This window comes from Streptomyces rubellus, from assembly GCF_036323805.1.
Lineage (GTDB): Bacteria > Actinomycetota > Actinomycetes > Streptomycetales > Streptomycetaceae > Streptomyces.
In genome coordinates this window covers 59,025-74,460 of the sequence record NZ_JAZDCX010000018.1, presented here as the reverse complement: position 1 = coordinate 74,460, position 15,436 = coordinate 59,025, and the positions used below count along the sequence as shown (strand labels likewise).

The 15,436-nt window shown below is 75.1% G+C and carries 9 protein-coding genes; 6 read left to right on the top strand and 3 right to left on the bottom strand.

Annotated elements, in window-relative coordinates; translation table 11 throughout:
• The first annotated feature begins 269 nt into the window (after positions 1 to 269).
• Together V1L54_RS20835 and V1L54_RS20830 are read left to right on the top strand one after the other, a co-directional pair.
• Positions 270 to 2,441, top strand: coding sequence for an ATP-binding protein (locus V1L54_RS20835; RefSeq protein ID WP_443076721.1), 2,172 nt, complete (start codon positions 270 to 272; stop codon positions 2,439 to 2,441).
• 214 nt (positions 2,442 to 2,655) lie between these two features.
• A complete protein-coding gene (locus tag V1L54_RS20830; protein WP_330119589.1) occupies positions 2,656 to 4,440 on the top strand; it encodes a PucR family transcriptional regulator in 1,785 nt (594 codons plus the stop codon).
• 36 nt (positions 4,441 to 4,476) lie between these two features.
• On the opposite strand, the gene V1L54_RS20825 is transcribed toward V1L54_RS20830, so the two are convergent.
• Positions 4,477 to 5,817 (bottom strand): M14 family metallopeptidase, encoded by a 1,341-nt coding sequence (locus V1L54_RS20825; protein WP_330119588.1) that lies wholly within the window; start codon positions 5,815 to 5,817, stop codon positions 4,477 to 4,479.
• A 332-nt stretch (positions 5,818 to 6,149) separates the two neighbouring features.
• Between V1L54_RS20825 and V1L54_RS20820 the strand changes: the two genes are divergently transcribed.
• A complete protein-coding gene (locus V1L54_RS20820) occupies positions 6,150 to 7,604 on the top strand; it encodes an aldehyde dehydrogenase family protein (RefSeq protein WP_330119587.1) in 1,455 nt (484 codons plus the stop codon).
• A gap of 75 nt (positions 7,605 to 7,679) precedes the next feature.
• Here V1L54_RS20820 and V1L54_RS20815 read toward each other — a convergent pair whose 3' ends face one another.
• Entirely contained in the window at positions 7,680 to 8,198 is a 519-nt protein-coding gene (locus V1L54_RS20815; protein ID WP_330119586.1) for a hypothetical protein, read from the bottom strand.
• Positions 8,199 to 8,337: 139 nt separating this feature from the next.
• On the bottom strand, positions 8,338 to 11,250 hold the full coding sequence (locus tag V1L54_RS20810; protein WP_330119585.1) for a glycoside hydrolase family 3 C-terminal domain-containing protein: 2,913 nt from the start codon (positions 11,248 to 11,250) through the stop codon (positions 8,338 to 8,340).
• A gap of 357 nt (positions 11,251 to 11,607) precedes the next feature.
• On the opposite strand from V1L54_RS20810, the gene V1L54_RS20805 reads away from it, so the two are divergent.
• The 3 genes from V1L54_RS20805 (at position 11,608) to V1L54_RS20795 (ending at position 15,421) form a co-directional block, all read left to right on the top strand.
• On the top strand, positions 11,608 to 13,287 hold the full coding sequence (locus V1L54_RS20805) for an extracellular solute-binding protein (protein ID WP_330119584.1): 1,680 nt from the start codon (positions 11,608 to 11,610) through the stop codon (positions 13,285 to 13,287).
• Between the two features lie 74 nt (positions 13,288 to 13,361).
• Positions 13,362 to 14,480 (top strand): ABC transporter permease, encoded by a 1,119-nt coding sequence (locus V1L54_RS20800; RefSeq protein ID WP_330119583.1) that lies wholly within the window; start codon positions 13,362 to 13,364, stop codon positions 14,478 to 14,480.
• A complete protein-coding gene (locus tag V1L54_RS20795) occupies positions 14,477 to 15,421 on the top strand; it encodes a carbohydrate ABC transporter permease (protein WP_330119582.1) in 945 nt (314 codons plus the stop codon). Before V1L54_RS20800 ends, V1L54_RS20795 begins: the two co-directional genes overlap by 4 nt.
• Positions 15,422 to 15,436: the final 15 nt, after the last annotated feature.

Sequence of the window (15,436 nt, the reverse complement as noted above, 5' to 3'; positions counted from 1 at the left end):
GTCTCGGTGTGTCTCGGTGTGGTCCGGTGCGGGGCCGGCGCGGCGGCGGCGCGGAATTCGGTGGGAAACCGGTACGAAAGGGCGGTGCCGCTCCTCGCAGGCTAGGGGGCGGAGAGGGAGGCGGACATGCACCGCCGCGGAGAAGTGGCCGTGTCGTGTTGGCCGCGGTGGACAGGACCGGCTCCGCGGGGCGGCGGACCGCCCGGACCGGGCACTAGATTGGTGCGGTGGACGGGCGAGGGCGTGCCGGACGAGGAGCAGAGCGGGGCATGGTGGGCGACGGGACGCACGGGGCATGGGACGCGCGGGACCCGCGGGACCCGCGGGACCCGCGGGAGCTGCGGTGGGCGCACGGCGGCCCGGAGGCCGCACCGGCGATGCCGCCGCCCCCGCCGGTGCCCCCGATGCCGCGTCAGGCACCCGCCGCCGGGCCCGCCCTGACGGAGTGGCTGCGCACCGCGCGCCCCGAGGCGGAGCCGGGCGTCTGGCGGTACGGGCACCGGCCCAGACCCCCGGAGGACCCCGACCGGCTGGACGACCGGCAGTTGCTGGGCGGCGCGGCGCTGGCGCTGCTGGGCGGGCTGCTGGTCTGGTCGCTGGCCTACAACGGCTATCTCCCCCCGCTGATGTGGCCGCTGGGCTGGATCATGCCCGATTCCTGGCGGGGCACCGGGAAGGCCGTCAACCTCATCCACGTCTACCGGGTCGTGCTCGCCCTCGTGCTGGTGTACGTCTTCGGCCGCCTCGGCCGCTGGGACGAGGTCTGGCGGCGCTACGTCCGCCCCCGGCTGGCGGGCCGGGACGGCGGTGCCGGACGGCCCGCCCCCGCGGCCGTGCCCGAGGGCGGCCCCGCCGACCCGGTCCTGTGGCCCCGGCTGCGGGCCGCCGGCGAGCACGCCGCCGCCGACCGGCTGACCGCCGAGATCCACGCCGGGCGGATGACCGACGTGGACTACGCCCGGATCGACCGCGCCTGGCAGTCGGTGCGGGCCGAGCCCGCCCGGCGGCCGGAGTTCGTCCGGGAGGTGCTCGAGCGGGGCGCCGCCGCCTTCACCCACCCCTCCGGGGCCCGCGACCTGCCCGTACGGGCGGCCCGCCACGACCTGCTGACCGGCCAGGTACGGCTGGGCGCCGCGCCCGACGGGGAGCGCAACCCGTACGCCTACCGGGGTGTCTCCCTCGCTCTCGAACCGGCGCTGCTGAGCACGTCCCTGCTGGTGGTGGGGCCGTCCGCGGCGGGTAAGACCAGCCGGGTGGTGCGGCCGGCGGTGGAGTCCCTCGCGCTCCAGGCGCTCGCCGGGCGGGCCGCGGTGGTCGCCGTGGGCGCGCCGGGCGCCGGGCTCGGTCCCGACGAGGCCTACGACGTGGTGATCCGGCTCGGCAGTCCCGGCTCCGCCCACGACCTCGACCTCTACGGCGGCACCGAGGATCCCGACGAGGCCGCCGCCGTACTGGCCGAGGCGCTGGTCGGGGACGCGCCCGGCGGCCCCGGCGTCCCCGGCAGCGAGGCCGACACGCGCCGTGCCGCCACCGTCCTCGCCCAGCTGATCGGCCCCCACCGGGCGGCGCACGGCCGCTTCCCGTCCGTGCCCGAGTTGCGCGAACTGCTGGACGGGGTGCCGGTGGCGCTCGCCGCGCTGCGCCAGGCGTGCGAGGCGGCCGGGGACGGCGCCGCCCTGCGCGAACTGGACGCCCGCGAGCGCCAGTCGGGGCGCCCCGGCGACCCCGGCCCGCTGCTGGCCGACCGGATCGCGCTGCTGGACCGGCCCGCGTTCGCCGGGTTCTTCGACACCGGCGGCACCACCCGCCCCTTCGCCATGCGCGATCTGGAGCATCCGCTGCGGGTGCGGATCGACCTGCCCGAGCGCGGGCACGCCGAGGCGTCCCGGCTGCTCGCCCGGCTGCTGCTCGCCCAGTTCACCGCCGGTGCCCGCACCCGTGACGAGCGCTCGCTGTTCGCCTGCCTGGTGCTCGACGACGCCGAGCAGACCCTCACCCCCGCCTCGGTGCGGGCCGTGCAGCGGCTGCGGACCGCCAACGCGGGCGTGGTGCTGGCGCTGCGCAGCCTGGACGACCTGCCCGAGCCGCTGCGCGCGGCGGCCGTCGGGGCGGTCGGCTGCCGGGTGGTGCTGTCCGGGGTGAGCACCTGGGACGGCGAGGTGTTCGCGCAGGCCTGGGGCCGGGAGTGGGTCAAGACCGAGGACGTCACCCACAACCCCGACTTCTCCGGCGGACCGCTCCGGCGCGCCGCGCGGGGGGTGCGCACCCTGTTCACGGGGGTGCGGGCGACCACGAGGTCGGTGACCGTGCGCACCGTCCAGCGGGAGCGGTGGTCCGCCTCCGACCTCGCCCACAAGGTGCCGCCGGGCCACGCGGTGGTGTCGCTCACCACGGTCCGCGGCGAGACGAGCCCGCCGGTGCTGACCAGACTCGGGGAGTGACGGCGCCCCTCTCCGGAGAGCCGGGGCCCCGGGGAAACACGCGGGAGGAACCGGACAGGGCGGCGCACCACGGCGCATCCGGCTGTACGGTTGGTAACGGTGCGGCCCTGCTGTTACTACCGTATGGCCAAAAACCGCCGTCCCGCGTCACCACCCCGTCTGCCGGAAACCGCCGACGAAGCGGCCGGCCGCCGGAAAGGGCTTCCGATCAGCCATGCCGCTCACCCTCGCCTCGCTGGTCCAGCACTCCTCGCTGAAGCTCGTCGTCCGCACGGGCGAGGACCGGCTGGACGTGCCCGTGCGCTGGGCGCATGTGAGCGAACTGGCCGACCCCGTGCCCTATCTGGAGGGCGGGGAGCTGCTGCTGGTCACGGCGATGAAGCTGGACGTCGAGGACGGCGACGCGATGCGCCGCTACGTCGGGCGGCTGAAGGACGCCGGGGTGGTCGGCCTGGGCTTCGCCGCCGGGGTCGCCTACGAGACGGTGCCCCAGGCGCTGCTCACGGCCGCCCGGGAGGCCGGTTTCCCGCTGCTGGAGGTGCCCCGGCGCACCCCGTTCCTGGCGATCAGCAAGGCGGTCTCGGCGGCCAACGCCGCCGAGCAGTACCGCGCGGTCACCGCGGGCTTCGAGGCCCAGCGCGAGCTGACCCGGGCCGCGCAGTCCGCGCGCGGCCCGGCCGCCCTGCTGGCGAAGCTGGCCGCCCACGTCGACGGCTGGGCCGCCCTCTACGACGCCTCCGGCGCGCTGGTCGCCGCCGCCCCGCCCTGGGCGGCCCGCCGCGCCGCGCGGCTGACCGGGGACGTGGAGCGGCTGCGCGACCGGCCCGCACCCGCCAGCGCCGTGGTGGGCGGCCCGCCCGCCGGCCCGCCCGCCGGCGCGGCCGGCCGGCCGGACGGCGGCCCGGAGGACGGAACCGGCGGACCCGGGAGTCCGGCGGCCGACCGGGTGGAACTGCAGTCGATCGGCTCCGGGCGGCGGGCGCGGGCCGTGCTCGCCGTCGGCACGGACGCCCCGCCGGGCACCGCCGAGCGCTACGCCGTCAACTCCGCCGTCGCCCTGCTGACCCTGGTCACCGAGCGGTCGCGCGCCCTGCGGGAGGCCGAGCAGCGGCTGGGCGCCGCGGTGCTGCGGATGCTGATGGCGGGGGAGGCCGACCACGCCCGGGCGGTCGCGGGCACCCTCTACGGCGGACTGCTGGACGCGCCGCTGCGGGTGGTGGTGGCGGAGGACATACCCGCACCGGCGGGCCGGCGGCCGTCCGGCACCCGGGACCGGGCGGAGGGCGGCACGGGCGGTCCGCCACCGCCGCCCGCGGCGGCGGACACCGGGCTGCCCCCGGCGGTGGAGGCCCTGGCGGCCAGGACCGAGGCGGCCGCGGCCCGGGCCGGGGAATCGGTCCTGCTGGTCCCGGACGGCGACCGGCTGGTGGGACTGGTGACCGACGGCGGGGCCGCGGCCGCCGCCTGTGCGGACTTCGCCGCCGAGGCCGGCACCGCCGGCGGGAGCGAGGCGGCGGGCGGCCCGGAGCACGGGGTGGTCATCGGCCTCTCGGCCCCCGCCGGACTGGCCGCCGTGGCCGTCGCCCTCAAACAGGCCGAGCAGGCGCTGTCGGTGGCCCGTCGCCGCGGCCGGACACTCGTCGAGCACGAGGACGTCGCCTCCGGCTCGGTGCTCCCGCTGCTGGCCGACGACGCCGTACGGGCCTTCGCGGACGGCATGCTGCGGGCGCTGCGCGAGCACGACGCGCACGGCCGCGGCGATCTGGTCGCCTCACTGCACGCCTGGCTCTCCCGGCACGGGCAGTGGGACGCGGCCGCCGCCGACCTCGGCGTCCACCGGCACACCCTCCGCTACCGGATGCGGCGGGTCGAGGAGATCCTCGGCCGGTCGCTGGACGATCCGGACGCGCGGATGGAGCTGTGGCTGGCGCTCAAGGCGACGGCGGCCGTACCGCCGGCCCGGCCCGCCGGGGGAGCGGACCGGGCGGCGCGGACCTGACCCCGCCGGACCGGCCTCACCGGCCGGCGGTGCCGCTCACGCGGCGCAGTACTGCTCCTCCTTGCCGATCGAGCGGTACATGCAGTCGGCGTTCTCCAGCAGCAGGAGCACCGCGTCCTCGTTGCGGGCGGTCTCCCGCTCGATCACCTCGTCGGGCGGGTAGAAGCCCTCCGAGCCGTTGGGCCCGGGGTACATCTCGAAGGTGTAGCTGAAGATGCCGTGCTCGCCCCACATCCAGTCGTTGACGCTCCCGTCGGTGATGTACAGGTCGCTGGACTGCTGCGGGGTGTAGCCGTTGCTGTCGGCCATCGCCCGGCCCACGGCCGCGAAGGCCTCGTGGTCGTCGCGGGTGAGCCCGGGGGCGGTGTCGTCGTAGGTGTAGCCGTACGGCCACAGCACCAGTTCGCTGTAGGTGTGGAAGTCGATGTGCGCGGTGATCTGCTGCTCACCGCCCACGACCCGGCCGTCGACGAAGTCCATCACGGTGCGCACCTCGGGGGCGGAGGCGGCGGACGGACCGCGGTAGGTGATGGCGGAGGGGCTGTCCGAGGACCCGCCGCAGCAACCCCACTTGTAGGGCCAGTTCCGGTTGAGGTCGGTGCCGACGTACCGGGAGCCGGGGGTGGGCTGGCGGTTCTTGCGCCAGCTTCGGTAGCTGCCGGTCGCGATGTCGTACTCGCCGCCGTCGGGGTTGAGGTCCGGGAGGATCCACACCTCGCGTTCGTCGAGCATCCCGGTGATGCGGGGGTCCGAGCCGTACCGCTTGCCGAACTCCCGGACGAGGTAGAGCGCCATCTCGACGGTCAGGTGCTCACGGGCGTGCTGGTGGTGGGTGAACAGCACCTCCGGCTCTTCCTCGTCGGTGCGGACGTTGTCGCTGATCTTGACGGCGACGATGTCGCGGCCCTCGTGGGAGGTGCCGATGACCTGCTTGCTCATCAGGTCCGGGAACTCGGCGACATAGCCGTCGATGGCGGCCGTCATCTCGGCGTAGTTGTGGTAGCGGGAGTCCCTGGGCGGGAAGTCCAGGACGCCCGTCCCCTCCTTCCCGGGCGCGTGTGCCGGGGGAGCGGGCAGCGCGGTCAGGCGGTGGCCGGTCTTCCGGAGCCGCTCGGCCTGGGCGGCGTCGGCGGTGACCACCACCGAGTGCTCGCGCACGGCGTCCACGGACGCGCCGGTGCGGGCGATGGCCGTGCGCTGCGGGGCACCGGTGACACCGGTGATCTCGTACTGCCGTTCGCCCGCGGTGCCGGTGGCGGCCCGCGGGCCGTCGTCGCCGGGCGCGGCGGTGGCCTGTGCCCCGAGCGGAACGGCCAGTGCGAGGGTGAGGAGGACGGCCGCGGTGGTGAACCGCCGGCCTCTGGTACGTATGCGCATCGCGTCTCCTGGGGTGTCCAGTCCGACGGGTGGGGGTTGCGTACTGCCGTGTCATGATCGTGGCAAGACGGGCCGACGGCAATGGCGCCCGCAGGAGCCGCCGGCGTCCCGACCCGCCGAAACGTAGCGGGGAAACACCCCACTGCTACACGCTGGACAACAGCCCCGTGCCGGTACGGCCCCTACGGTGGAGACGGGAGCGCCGACCGCGCCACCGCCGGTCCCCGGCGCGTCCCGACCACGCACCTCCGTACCGCGCATCCGCCGCACACCTCCACACCTTCGCCGCTCCACCACGTCGGACCACCACTTCGGAAGGGCCGGGACACGCAGTGACCACAGCCACCTCTCCGCACGCGTTCTGGCTCGCCGGCCGCGAGGCGACCGGCGACGAGACCCTCACGGTCACCTCGCCCTGGGACGGCCGCACCGTCGGCACCGTCGCCGTCCCCACCGGGGACCAGGTCGAGCAGGCCGTGGCCGCCGCCGCCTCGGTGGCCGCCGAGTTCGCCGCCACCCCCGCCCATGTACGCGCCGCGGCCCTGGACCACGTCATGCGGCGGCTGACCGAGCGCACCGAGGAGATCGCGCGGCTGATCTCCGCCGAGAACGGCAAGCCCGTCAAGTGGGCCCGCGGCGAGGTCGGCCGCTGCGTCTCGGTCTTCCGCTGGGCCGCCGAGGAGGCCCGCCGCTTCAACGGCGGCACCGCCCAGCGGCTGGACTCCGACGCGGGCGGCACCGGCCGCCTCGCCCTGACCCGCCGCTTCCCGCGCGGACCGGTGCTGGGCATCGCGCCGTTCAACTTCCCCCTCAACCTGTGCGCCCACAAGGTCGCCCCGGCCATCGCCGTCGGCACGCCGATCATCCTCAAGCCCGCCCCGGCCACCCCGCTGTCCGGGCTGCTCATCGGCGAACTGCTGGCCGAGACCGACCTGCCCGCCGGCTCCTGGTCGGTGCTGCCCGTCCCCAACGACCGCATGCCGTCCCTGGTGGCCGACGAGCGGCTGCCGGTGATCTCCTTCACCGGCTCCGGGCCGGTCGGCTGGTCCATCCTGGACTCCGTGCCCCGCAAGCGCGTCACCCTGGAACTGGGCGGCAACGGCGCGGCCGTGGTGCTGGCCGACTGGTCCTCCGACGAGGACCTGGACTTCGCCGCGCGGCGCATCGCCGCCTTCTCCAACTACCAGGGCGGCCAGTCCTGCATCTCCGTCCAGCGCGTCATCGCCGACGCCTCGGTGTACGACCGGCTGGTGCCCAGGGTGATCGAGGCGGTCGAGGCGCAGGTCACCGGCGACCCCTCGGACGACGCCACCGACGTCGGCCCGCTGATCAGCGAGGACGCCGCCCGGCGGGTGGAGTCCTGGGTGGACGAGGCGGTCGCCGCCGGGGCGAAGCTGCTGACCGGCGGCAAGCGGGACGGCGCCACGTACGCGCCCACCGTCCTCGCCGGTGTGCCCGCCGGCGTGAAGGTCTCCTGCGAGGAGGTCTTCGGCCCGGTGCTGACCCTCGCCTCCGCCGAGGACGAGGCGGCCGCCTTCGCGGCGGTCAACGACTCGAAGTACGGCCTGCAGGCGGGCGTGTTCACCCACGACGTGCGGGCCGCCTTCCGGGCCCACCGCGCCCTGGAGGTCGGCGGCGTGATCATCGGCGACGTGCCCTCCTACCGCGCGGACCAGATGCCCTACGGCGGCACCAAGGAGTCCGGCACCGGACGCGAGGGCGTGCGGTTCGCCATGGAGGACTACACCTACGAGCGGGTGATGGTCCTCACCGGCCTGGAGCTGTGACGGCGCGCGTCGCGGCGGGGTCCTGACGGGCGGGCCGGGAACGCGCTGCGCCGCTCCCGGCCCGCGCGCCCGCGGTCAGCCGGCGTGGCGGGAGCGGGCCGGGGCCGCCCCGCCGAGGCCGTGCCGGCCAGGCCCACCGCCAGGGCCGCGAAGGCCCCGCCCACCGGGCCCGTTCCCGTGTGGTGCGGTGCCGGGCGGATCCGCCAGGACGCGGTCGCGGAACTCCTGGAAGGCGTGCCGGTTCCCGGTGTCGCCCTCGGTCAGGAACTCCCCGCCGGAGCAGTCGATCGCCCGGCGCCCCAGGGCGGCGGCCAGACGGTGGATCACCGGCAGCACACCGTCCCCGCCGCCGCGTACGTGCAGCATGACCGACTCCACCGGGTCCTGTTCCCCGATGTTCAGCTCGACGGACCAGGCGGGCCCGGTCAGGAGACCCCAGGAGGGACCGGACAGGTCCGTCTCCGGCGCGGCCTGCCGTACGGCCGCCAGGACCCGGTCCCTGCCGCCGACCGGGCCGGGCGACCAGCCGTCGGGCAGCCCGGCGAGCGAACCGAAGCGCGCGGGCACGGGCAGCAGAAGGACGTCCCAGCTCATGGGCACCTCCACGGAGTGGCGGACGGTGCCCGGAACCGTATCCGGCCGGTGTGACAACGGGGCGCGCGGCGTGCCCGGGGAGGCCGCCGCGGCCCGGCCGGCCCCCACCGGGCCGGGACGCGGCGTGGTCCGCCTGTCGTCAGGTGGATTCGGCGGACGAGGGACCGCCGAAGCCCAGGCGGGCCAGTCTGACGGGGCCGTGCAGGACGGCCAGCAGGCCGCGTACGCCCGCGGGGGGCTCGGGCAGCTCGGCCCGCACGGTGGTGTACGTGTAGCGGTCGCCGGTGGCGGGGACGGTGAGCGAGGCCAGCAGCCGGTCGCCGCCCGGGTCGTCCAGGTGCAGGACGATTTCGGCCTCGCCCGGCTCCGCGCGGGCGGCCGTCACGGTGACGGTGGTGGGGCGGGCGCGGAAGTCGCAAGCGTGGAAGACCAGTTCGCCCGGACCCGGGCCGGCCGTGGCGACCGCGTCGCCGCGCTCCCGGGTCAGGTCCACCAGTTCGGTGCCGTGCTGCTCGTCGTAGTCGGCGGCCCGCAGGCTCCCCACCGCACGCGGCCGCGGCGGCTCGCCGCCCACCCGGACGACCGCCGTGGTGCGCAGGTCGGTGCTGGAGGAGCCGGCGTCGATCCCGTAGGTGCCCGGGGTCACCGTCCAGCGGTCGTGGGCGACGTCCCAGCAGCCGAGCGCCTCGGCGAGCGGGACGGCGAACTCCACCTGTGCCGTCTGTCCGGGGGCCAGGCGGATCCGGCGGTGGGCGGCCAGGGCGCGGCGGGGGCGGGGGATTTCGGGTCCGGCCACCCCGATCGCCCGGGCGTAGAGCTGGACGACCTCGTCGCCGGCCGTGCGCCCGGTGTTGGTCACCGTGCAGCGGGCGGTCAGCGTCCCGCCGTCGTGCCCGGCCGTCAGCGGTCCGTAGGCGAAGGAGGTGTACGACAGGCCGTGGCCGAAGGGGTACAGCGGGGCGCCGTCGAAGTACAGGTAGGTGGTGCGGGCGCCGATGACGTCGTAGTCCAGCAGCCCGGGCAGGTCGGCGTCACAGGCGTACCAGGTCTGCGGCAGCCGCCCGCCCGGTGGGACGTCGCCGGCCAGTACGGCGGCCAGGGCCTGCCCCGCGGCCTGCCCGCCGTGGGCCGTCCACAGCAGGGCGGGCAGGGCGGCGTCGGCCTCCCGCACCGCGTACGGGTAGGAGGAGACGAGCACCAGGGCGGTGCGCGGGTTGGCGGCGCGGGCCGCCCGCCAGAGCCGTTCCTGGTGCGGTGGGAGGGCGAGGGTGGTGCGGTCCTCGGTCTCCCGGCCGCCGATGTGCGGGTCGTTGCCCGCGACGACGACCACCACGTCGGCGTCCCGGGCGGCGTCCGCCACCGCGTCCGTGCCGCGCTCGACGGTCTCCAGGGTGAAGGTGGTGCCCGCCTCGTGGTCCCGGGCGAGGCGGGCACCGTCCGCGGGGGCCGTCACGTACCGGCCCGTGCCCCGGTGCCACAGCAGTCGCCCGCCGCGGTACGGGCGCAGCTCGAAGGTCTCCCGGACCACCCAGCCGCCCGGCTGCTCCGCCGAGGCGCGCAGCAGGCCGTCGTCGGCGACCGACAGGTAGCGGCCGTCCGCCGCGCGCAGGGTCAGCACCCCGCCGCCCCAGTCCGCCAGGGCGAACTCCGCGGCCGCCCCGGGCTCGGCGGTCACCGTCAGGGGCGGCAGATCGGTGCGGCCCCGCAGCAGCGCCGGGTCCAGCGCCCCAGCCGCCGTGCCGCCGCCCCCGTCCCCGCCTGGGCCGCCCGGAGGGGACGGCGGTACGGACAGCCAGCCGTCCCGGCAGCGCAGCCGCACCCGGTCGGTGCCCTCGGCATACGTCACCCGGCCGGCGCCGAACCGCTCGCGCAGCCCGTCCAGCGGGGTGGAGCGGCGCAGCAGGGCGCCGCTGTACCAGTCCAGCTTGCACTCGTCGGCCAGCAGCCCGACGACCGCCACCCGGACGCCCCCGGCCAGGGGCAGCAGACCGTCGTTCTTCAGCAGGACGACCGCCTGTTCGGCGGCCTCGCGGGCCAGCGCCCGGTGCCCGGGGGTGTCGAACGCGGCCCCGGTGTCCTCGGCGCCGGGCGGCTCCGGGTCGAACTCGCCCAGCGCGCAGCGCATCGCCAGCAGCCGCAGCACCGCCGTGTCGACGTCCTCCTGCTTCAGCAGCCCGCGCTCCAGCGCGCCGCGCACCCGGGCGAGGGTGGGGGCCGGGTCCTCGCCGTGGTCGGTGAAGCTGTCCACCCCGGCGCGCAGGGCGGCGGCGACGGCCTCCTCGTGGGTGTCGCAGTACCCCTGGGAGCCGGCCAGGTTGCTGGGGGCGCCCGCGTCCGAGCAGACCACCAGGTCGTGGTCGCACCAGGTGCGCAGCTGCTCGGCCAGCAGCGGGGAGAGGTGGTTGGGCCGGCCGTTGACCAGGTTGTACGCGGGCATCACCCCGGCCACCGCGCCCGCGGCGACCGGGCCGCGGAAGGCGGGCAGCTCGTACTCGTGCAGCACCCGGGACCGCACCGACACCGAGCAGGTGTCCCGGTCGGTCTCGTTGTTGTGCGCCAGCCAGTGCTTGAGCACCGGGGCGGTGCGCCAGCGCACCGGGTCGTCGCCGCGCAGGCCGCGGGTGTACGCGGTGGCCAGCGCGGCGGTCAGGCGCGGGTCCTCGGAGTAGCCCTCCTCGTTGCGGCCCCACAGCGGATGGCGCAGCAGGTTGACGGTGGGGGACCAGAGGTTGAGCCCGACGCGCGGATCGCGGGCCCGCATCGCGCGCGCCTCGCGGCCCACCGCCTCGCCGACCCGCCGCACCAGCTCGTCGTTCCAGGTCGCGCCCAGCCCCACCGCCTGCGGGAAGACCGTCGCCGGACCCATCCAGGCCACTCCGTGCAGTGCCTCCTGGCCGGTGCGGAAGGCGGCCAGGCCGAGGCGTTCCACCGCGGGGGCGAACTGGTGCAGCATCGCGACGCGCTCGTCCGGAGCGAGCCGCTCCAGCAGGTCCCGGGCGCGCTCGCGGACGGGCGCCCGGGGGTCGCGGAAGAGCGGCGGGTGGGTGCTCACTGGTGGCGGATCCCTCCGGGCGCAGCGATTGAGCGGTCCACTATTCGAAGCGCTTCGATGCTGTAACGGGTGAGGGCGGGTGTCAAGACACCGGACGGGAGCAACCGGCGGTGCCGCTCAACTGCCTGGCTTGGCAAGGCATCTGAGGGTCCGGCGTTTCTCCGCCGCGACTCTTGCGCGGTGCACCCCTCCCACCTAATCTCGGCGCAATATCGAAGCGCTTCGACCGCCATGCCCGGTCGGTGGACCGCCGTCGTCTCCGCTCTCGTCACCCCGCGCCATCCCGCACCATCCCGCACCACCGCGACGCACCTGCCGACGCCCCCCACCGACGTGCCGTCACGAAGGGTTGCCGCCATGCCCGAGATCCCGCCGCCGTCCCGCAGACCGAGCCGGAGGACGTTCCTCGCCGCCACGGCCGCCACCGCCGCCGCGGCCGGCGGCGCCCCGCTGCTGTCGGCGTGCTCCTCCGGGGGCGGCGGGGGCCGGAAAGAGGGCACCACGACGAGGAAGGAAGCGGCGAAGCTCCTGCCGGCCCACGAGGCCGCACGGGTCGTCGAGCCGGACATCCCCAGTGAGAACGGCTCCCGCCCCGGCTTCACCGGCAAGGCCCTGCCGTACGGGGAGCTGCCCGCCTCGGTCCCGGAGAAGCTGGGCCGGGGCGGCACCGTCACCATCACCAGCCCGCTGTGGGGCACCCCGCCGGAGAAGGACTGCGCCTACTACCGGGCCGTCGACGCGGCGATCGGGGTCCAGGTGGCCTGGCAGACCCAGGACGGCAACACCTACGGCGAGAAGCTCGGCGCGGTCCTCGCCTCCAGCGGCATCCCCGACATGGTGGTGATCCCCAGCTGGGAGATGCAGGGGCGGATCCGCAGCGCCATCGACAGCCGTTTCGCCGACCTCGGCCCGTACCTGTCGGGCGAGAGGGTGCGGAAGTACCCCAACCTCGCCGCCGTCCCGACCGAGGCCTGGCGGATGTCCATCTTCGGCGGGAAGCTGCGGGGGCTGCCGCTGCCGTCCGGCGCGGTGGACATCATCATCCCCTACTACCGCCAGGACGTCTTCGAGGCCAAGGGCTGGGAGCCGCCCACCAGCGCCCGGGAGTTCATGGACCTCGCCCGGGAGATCACCGCGCCGAAGGCCAAGGTGTGGGCCTGCGAGGACATGAAGTGGACGGCGTTCAACGTCTTCGGCGTCCTGCCGGAGAAGCCGTACTGCTGGGAGCGGCGGGGGGACAGGCTGGTCCACCGCGTCGAGACGGACGCCTATCTGGAGGCGCTGGAGTGGACCCGCAAGCTGTACGCCGCCGGGGTCGTCCACCCCGACGCCATGGCCGTCCGCGGTGACGCCGGCACCCGCTTCACCGCCGGCCAGTCGCTGATCACCAACGACGGCAACGCCAAGTGGTACGGCTGGACCTTCGAGCAGAGCGGGCAGAACCCGGACTTCCGCGTCCAGGGCATGGACATCTTCGGCCACGACGGCGGCGACCCGCGGCTGTACTTCGCCAACCCCGCCGGGATCTGGGCGTTCATCAGCGCGAAGGCGTCGAAGGAGAAGGTCGGGGAGTGCCTGGCCATCGCCAACTTCGCCGCCGCCCCCTACGGCACGAGGGAGAACCGCCTGGTCCGGTACGGGGTGGAGGGCACCCACCACACCATCGAGGACGGTGTGCCCACCAAGACCGAGCAGGGCGTCGCCGAGGTCCAGGACACCTACTTCTTCACCGCCGGCGCCGAGGCCGTGGCCGCCTTCCCCGACCACCCGCGGGTCGTGCGGGACTGGTGCGCCTGGCAGCGGCGGATGGGCGCCTTCATGACCGAGCCCCTGCTGTACGGGATGCAGGTCCGCGAGCCCAACCGGTGGGCCAACCTCACCGACCAGTTCGAGGACCTGGAGGACGACGTCGTACGCGGCCGCAGGCCGATCGCGGACATGCGGCGGGCCGTCGAGGACTGGCGCGGCGCGGGCGGCGACGAACTGCGCGACTGGTACCGGGAGCTGATCGACGAGGTCGGCGAGTCCGCCGCCTGAGCACCGCCCGGGAGCACCCGTACCCGCGCGTCCCGTGCCCGAGAGCACCGCGCCCAGCCGACGAGGAGAGACCCGTGTCCCACAGCACGGCCCCCGGTGAGGCACCGGCCGGCGGCACCGGCCCCACCGGTATGGCCCCGGCGCCCCACCTCGCCCCCGCCGCCCCCGCCGGCTCGCCCACCGCGGACGGCGCCCCGCCCGGCGCGGGCACCGGCCGGCGGCCGGGGCGGCGGAGGCGGGCCGGGCCGGACGGGGTGCCGCCCGGCGGCGTCACCCGGCGGCACCGGCTGCGCCGCGACCGTGTCCTGATCCTGATGACGCTGCCCGCGCTGGCGCTGGTCCTGGTGTTCGCCTATGTGCCGCTGCTGGGCAACGCGGTCGCCTTCAAGGAGTTCGACCCCTACATCGGCGAGTCCTTCACCGAGAGCTTCACCCTCAGTCCCTGGGTGGGGGGCGAGAACTTCCGGCGGATGTGGGAGGACCCGTACTTCTGGGCGGCCGTCGAGAACACCCTGGTGATCTTCGTCATCCAGCTGGTGTTCTTCTTCCCCGTGCCCGTCGTACTGGCCCTGCTGGTCAACGGCCTCATCAACCCGCGGCTGCGCGCCTGGATCCAGGGCGTGCTGTACCTGCCGCACTTCTTCTCCTGGGTGCTGGTCATCACCGTCTTCCAGCAGATCCTCGGCGGTGCCGGGATCATCGCCCAGACCCTGCGCGAGAGGGGCTGGGGCGGCTTCGACCTGATGACCGACCCGGGTTTCTTCCCGTTCCTCGTCACCCTCCAGGCGATCTGGAAGGACGCGGGCTGGGGCATCATCGTCTTCCTCGCCGCCCTGGCCGCCGTCAGCCCCGACCTGTACGAGGCCGCCGCCATGGACGGCGCGAACCGGTGGCGCCGCATGTGGCACGTCACCCTGCCCGCGCTGCGCCCGGTGATCGCCCTGCTGCTGGTGCTGCGCGTCGGCGACGCCCTCACCGTCGGCTTCGAGCAGATCCTGCTCCAGCGCAGGGCCGTCGGCACCGGTGCGAGCGAGGTGCTGGACACCTACGTGTGGAACGTCGGCCTGGAGAACGGCGACTTCGGCTACGCGGCGGCCGTCGGCATCGTCAAGGGCGTCTTCGGACTGGCCCTGGTACTGGCCGCCAACAAGACCGCCCACCTGCTGGGCGAGCAGGGGGTGTACCGGAGATGAGCGTGCTGACCGGAGACCGCGCTGGGGAGCGTACGGCCGGCCGCCGCCGGACACCGGCGCGCCGCCCGCCCTGGGAGGAGCCGCCCGGCCGCGTGGGCCTCGCCGCCCGGGGCGCGGTGCTGGCCGTGGCCTGTCTGGCGATCCTGTTCCCGCTGTGGATCGTCGTCGTCACCAGCCTGTCGCCGCCCGGGACCATCCGCGCGGCGGGCGGCCTGGTGCTGGTGCCCGACGGGATCACCTTCGAGGCGTACCGCGAACTGCTCTCCGGCGGCCAGGTCACCCGGGCCACGGTCGTCAGCGTCTGCGTCACCGCCGTCGGGACGCTGTTCAGCATGACGGTGTCGGTGCTGTGCGCCTACGGCCTCTCCCGCCCCGGCTCCCTCGGCCACCGGCCGATGCTGATGACACTGCTGGCGACGATGTTCTTCGGCGCCGGGCTGATCCCCACCTATCTGCTGGTGCAGTCCCTCGGGCTGATCGACACCTACGCCTCGCTGATCCTGCCCAGCGCGGTGAGCGTGTTCAACATCCTGGTGCTGCGGGCGTTCTTCATGGGCACCGCACCGGAGCTGACCGACAGCGCCCGTATCGACGGCGCGGGTGACCTGCGCATCCTGTGGACGATCGTGATGCCGCTGTCCCGGCCCGTGCTGGCGGTGATCTCGCTGTTCTACGCGGTCGGCTACTGGAGTGCCTGGTTCAACGCCTCCATCTACCTCAACGACCAGACCAGGATGCCGCTCCAGGTGGTGCTCAACCAGATCGTCCTGGAGGGCCAGCGGCCGGTGGGCATGTCCCAGACCGTCAACACCGGCCAGATCCACGCCCTGTCGGTGCAGACGGCGGTCATGGTGCTGGCCCTGCTGCCGGTCGCCGTGCTCTCGCCCTTCGTCCAGAAGCACTTCCGCAAGGGCATGCTCATCGGCGCCGTCAAGGGCTGACCGCCACCGCAACGG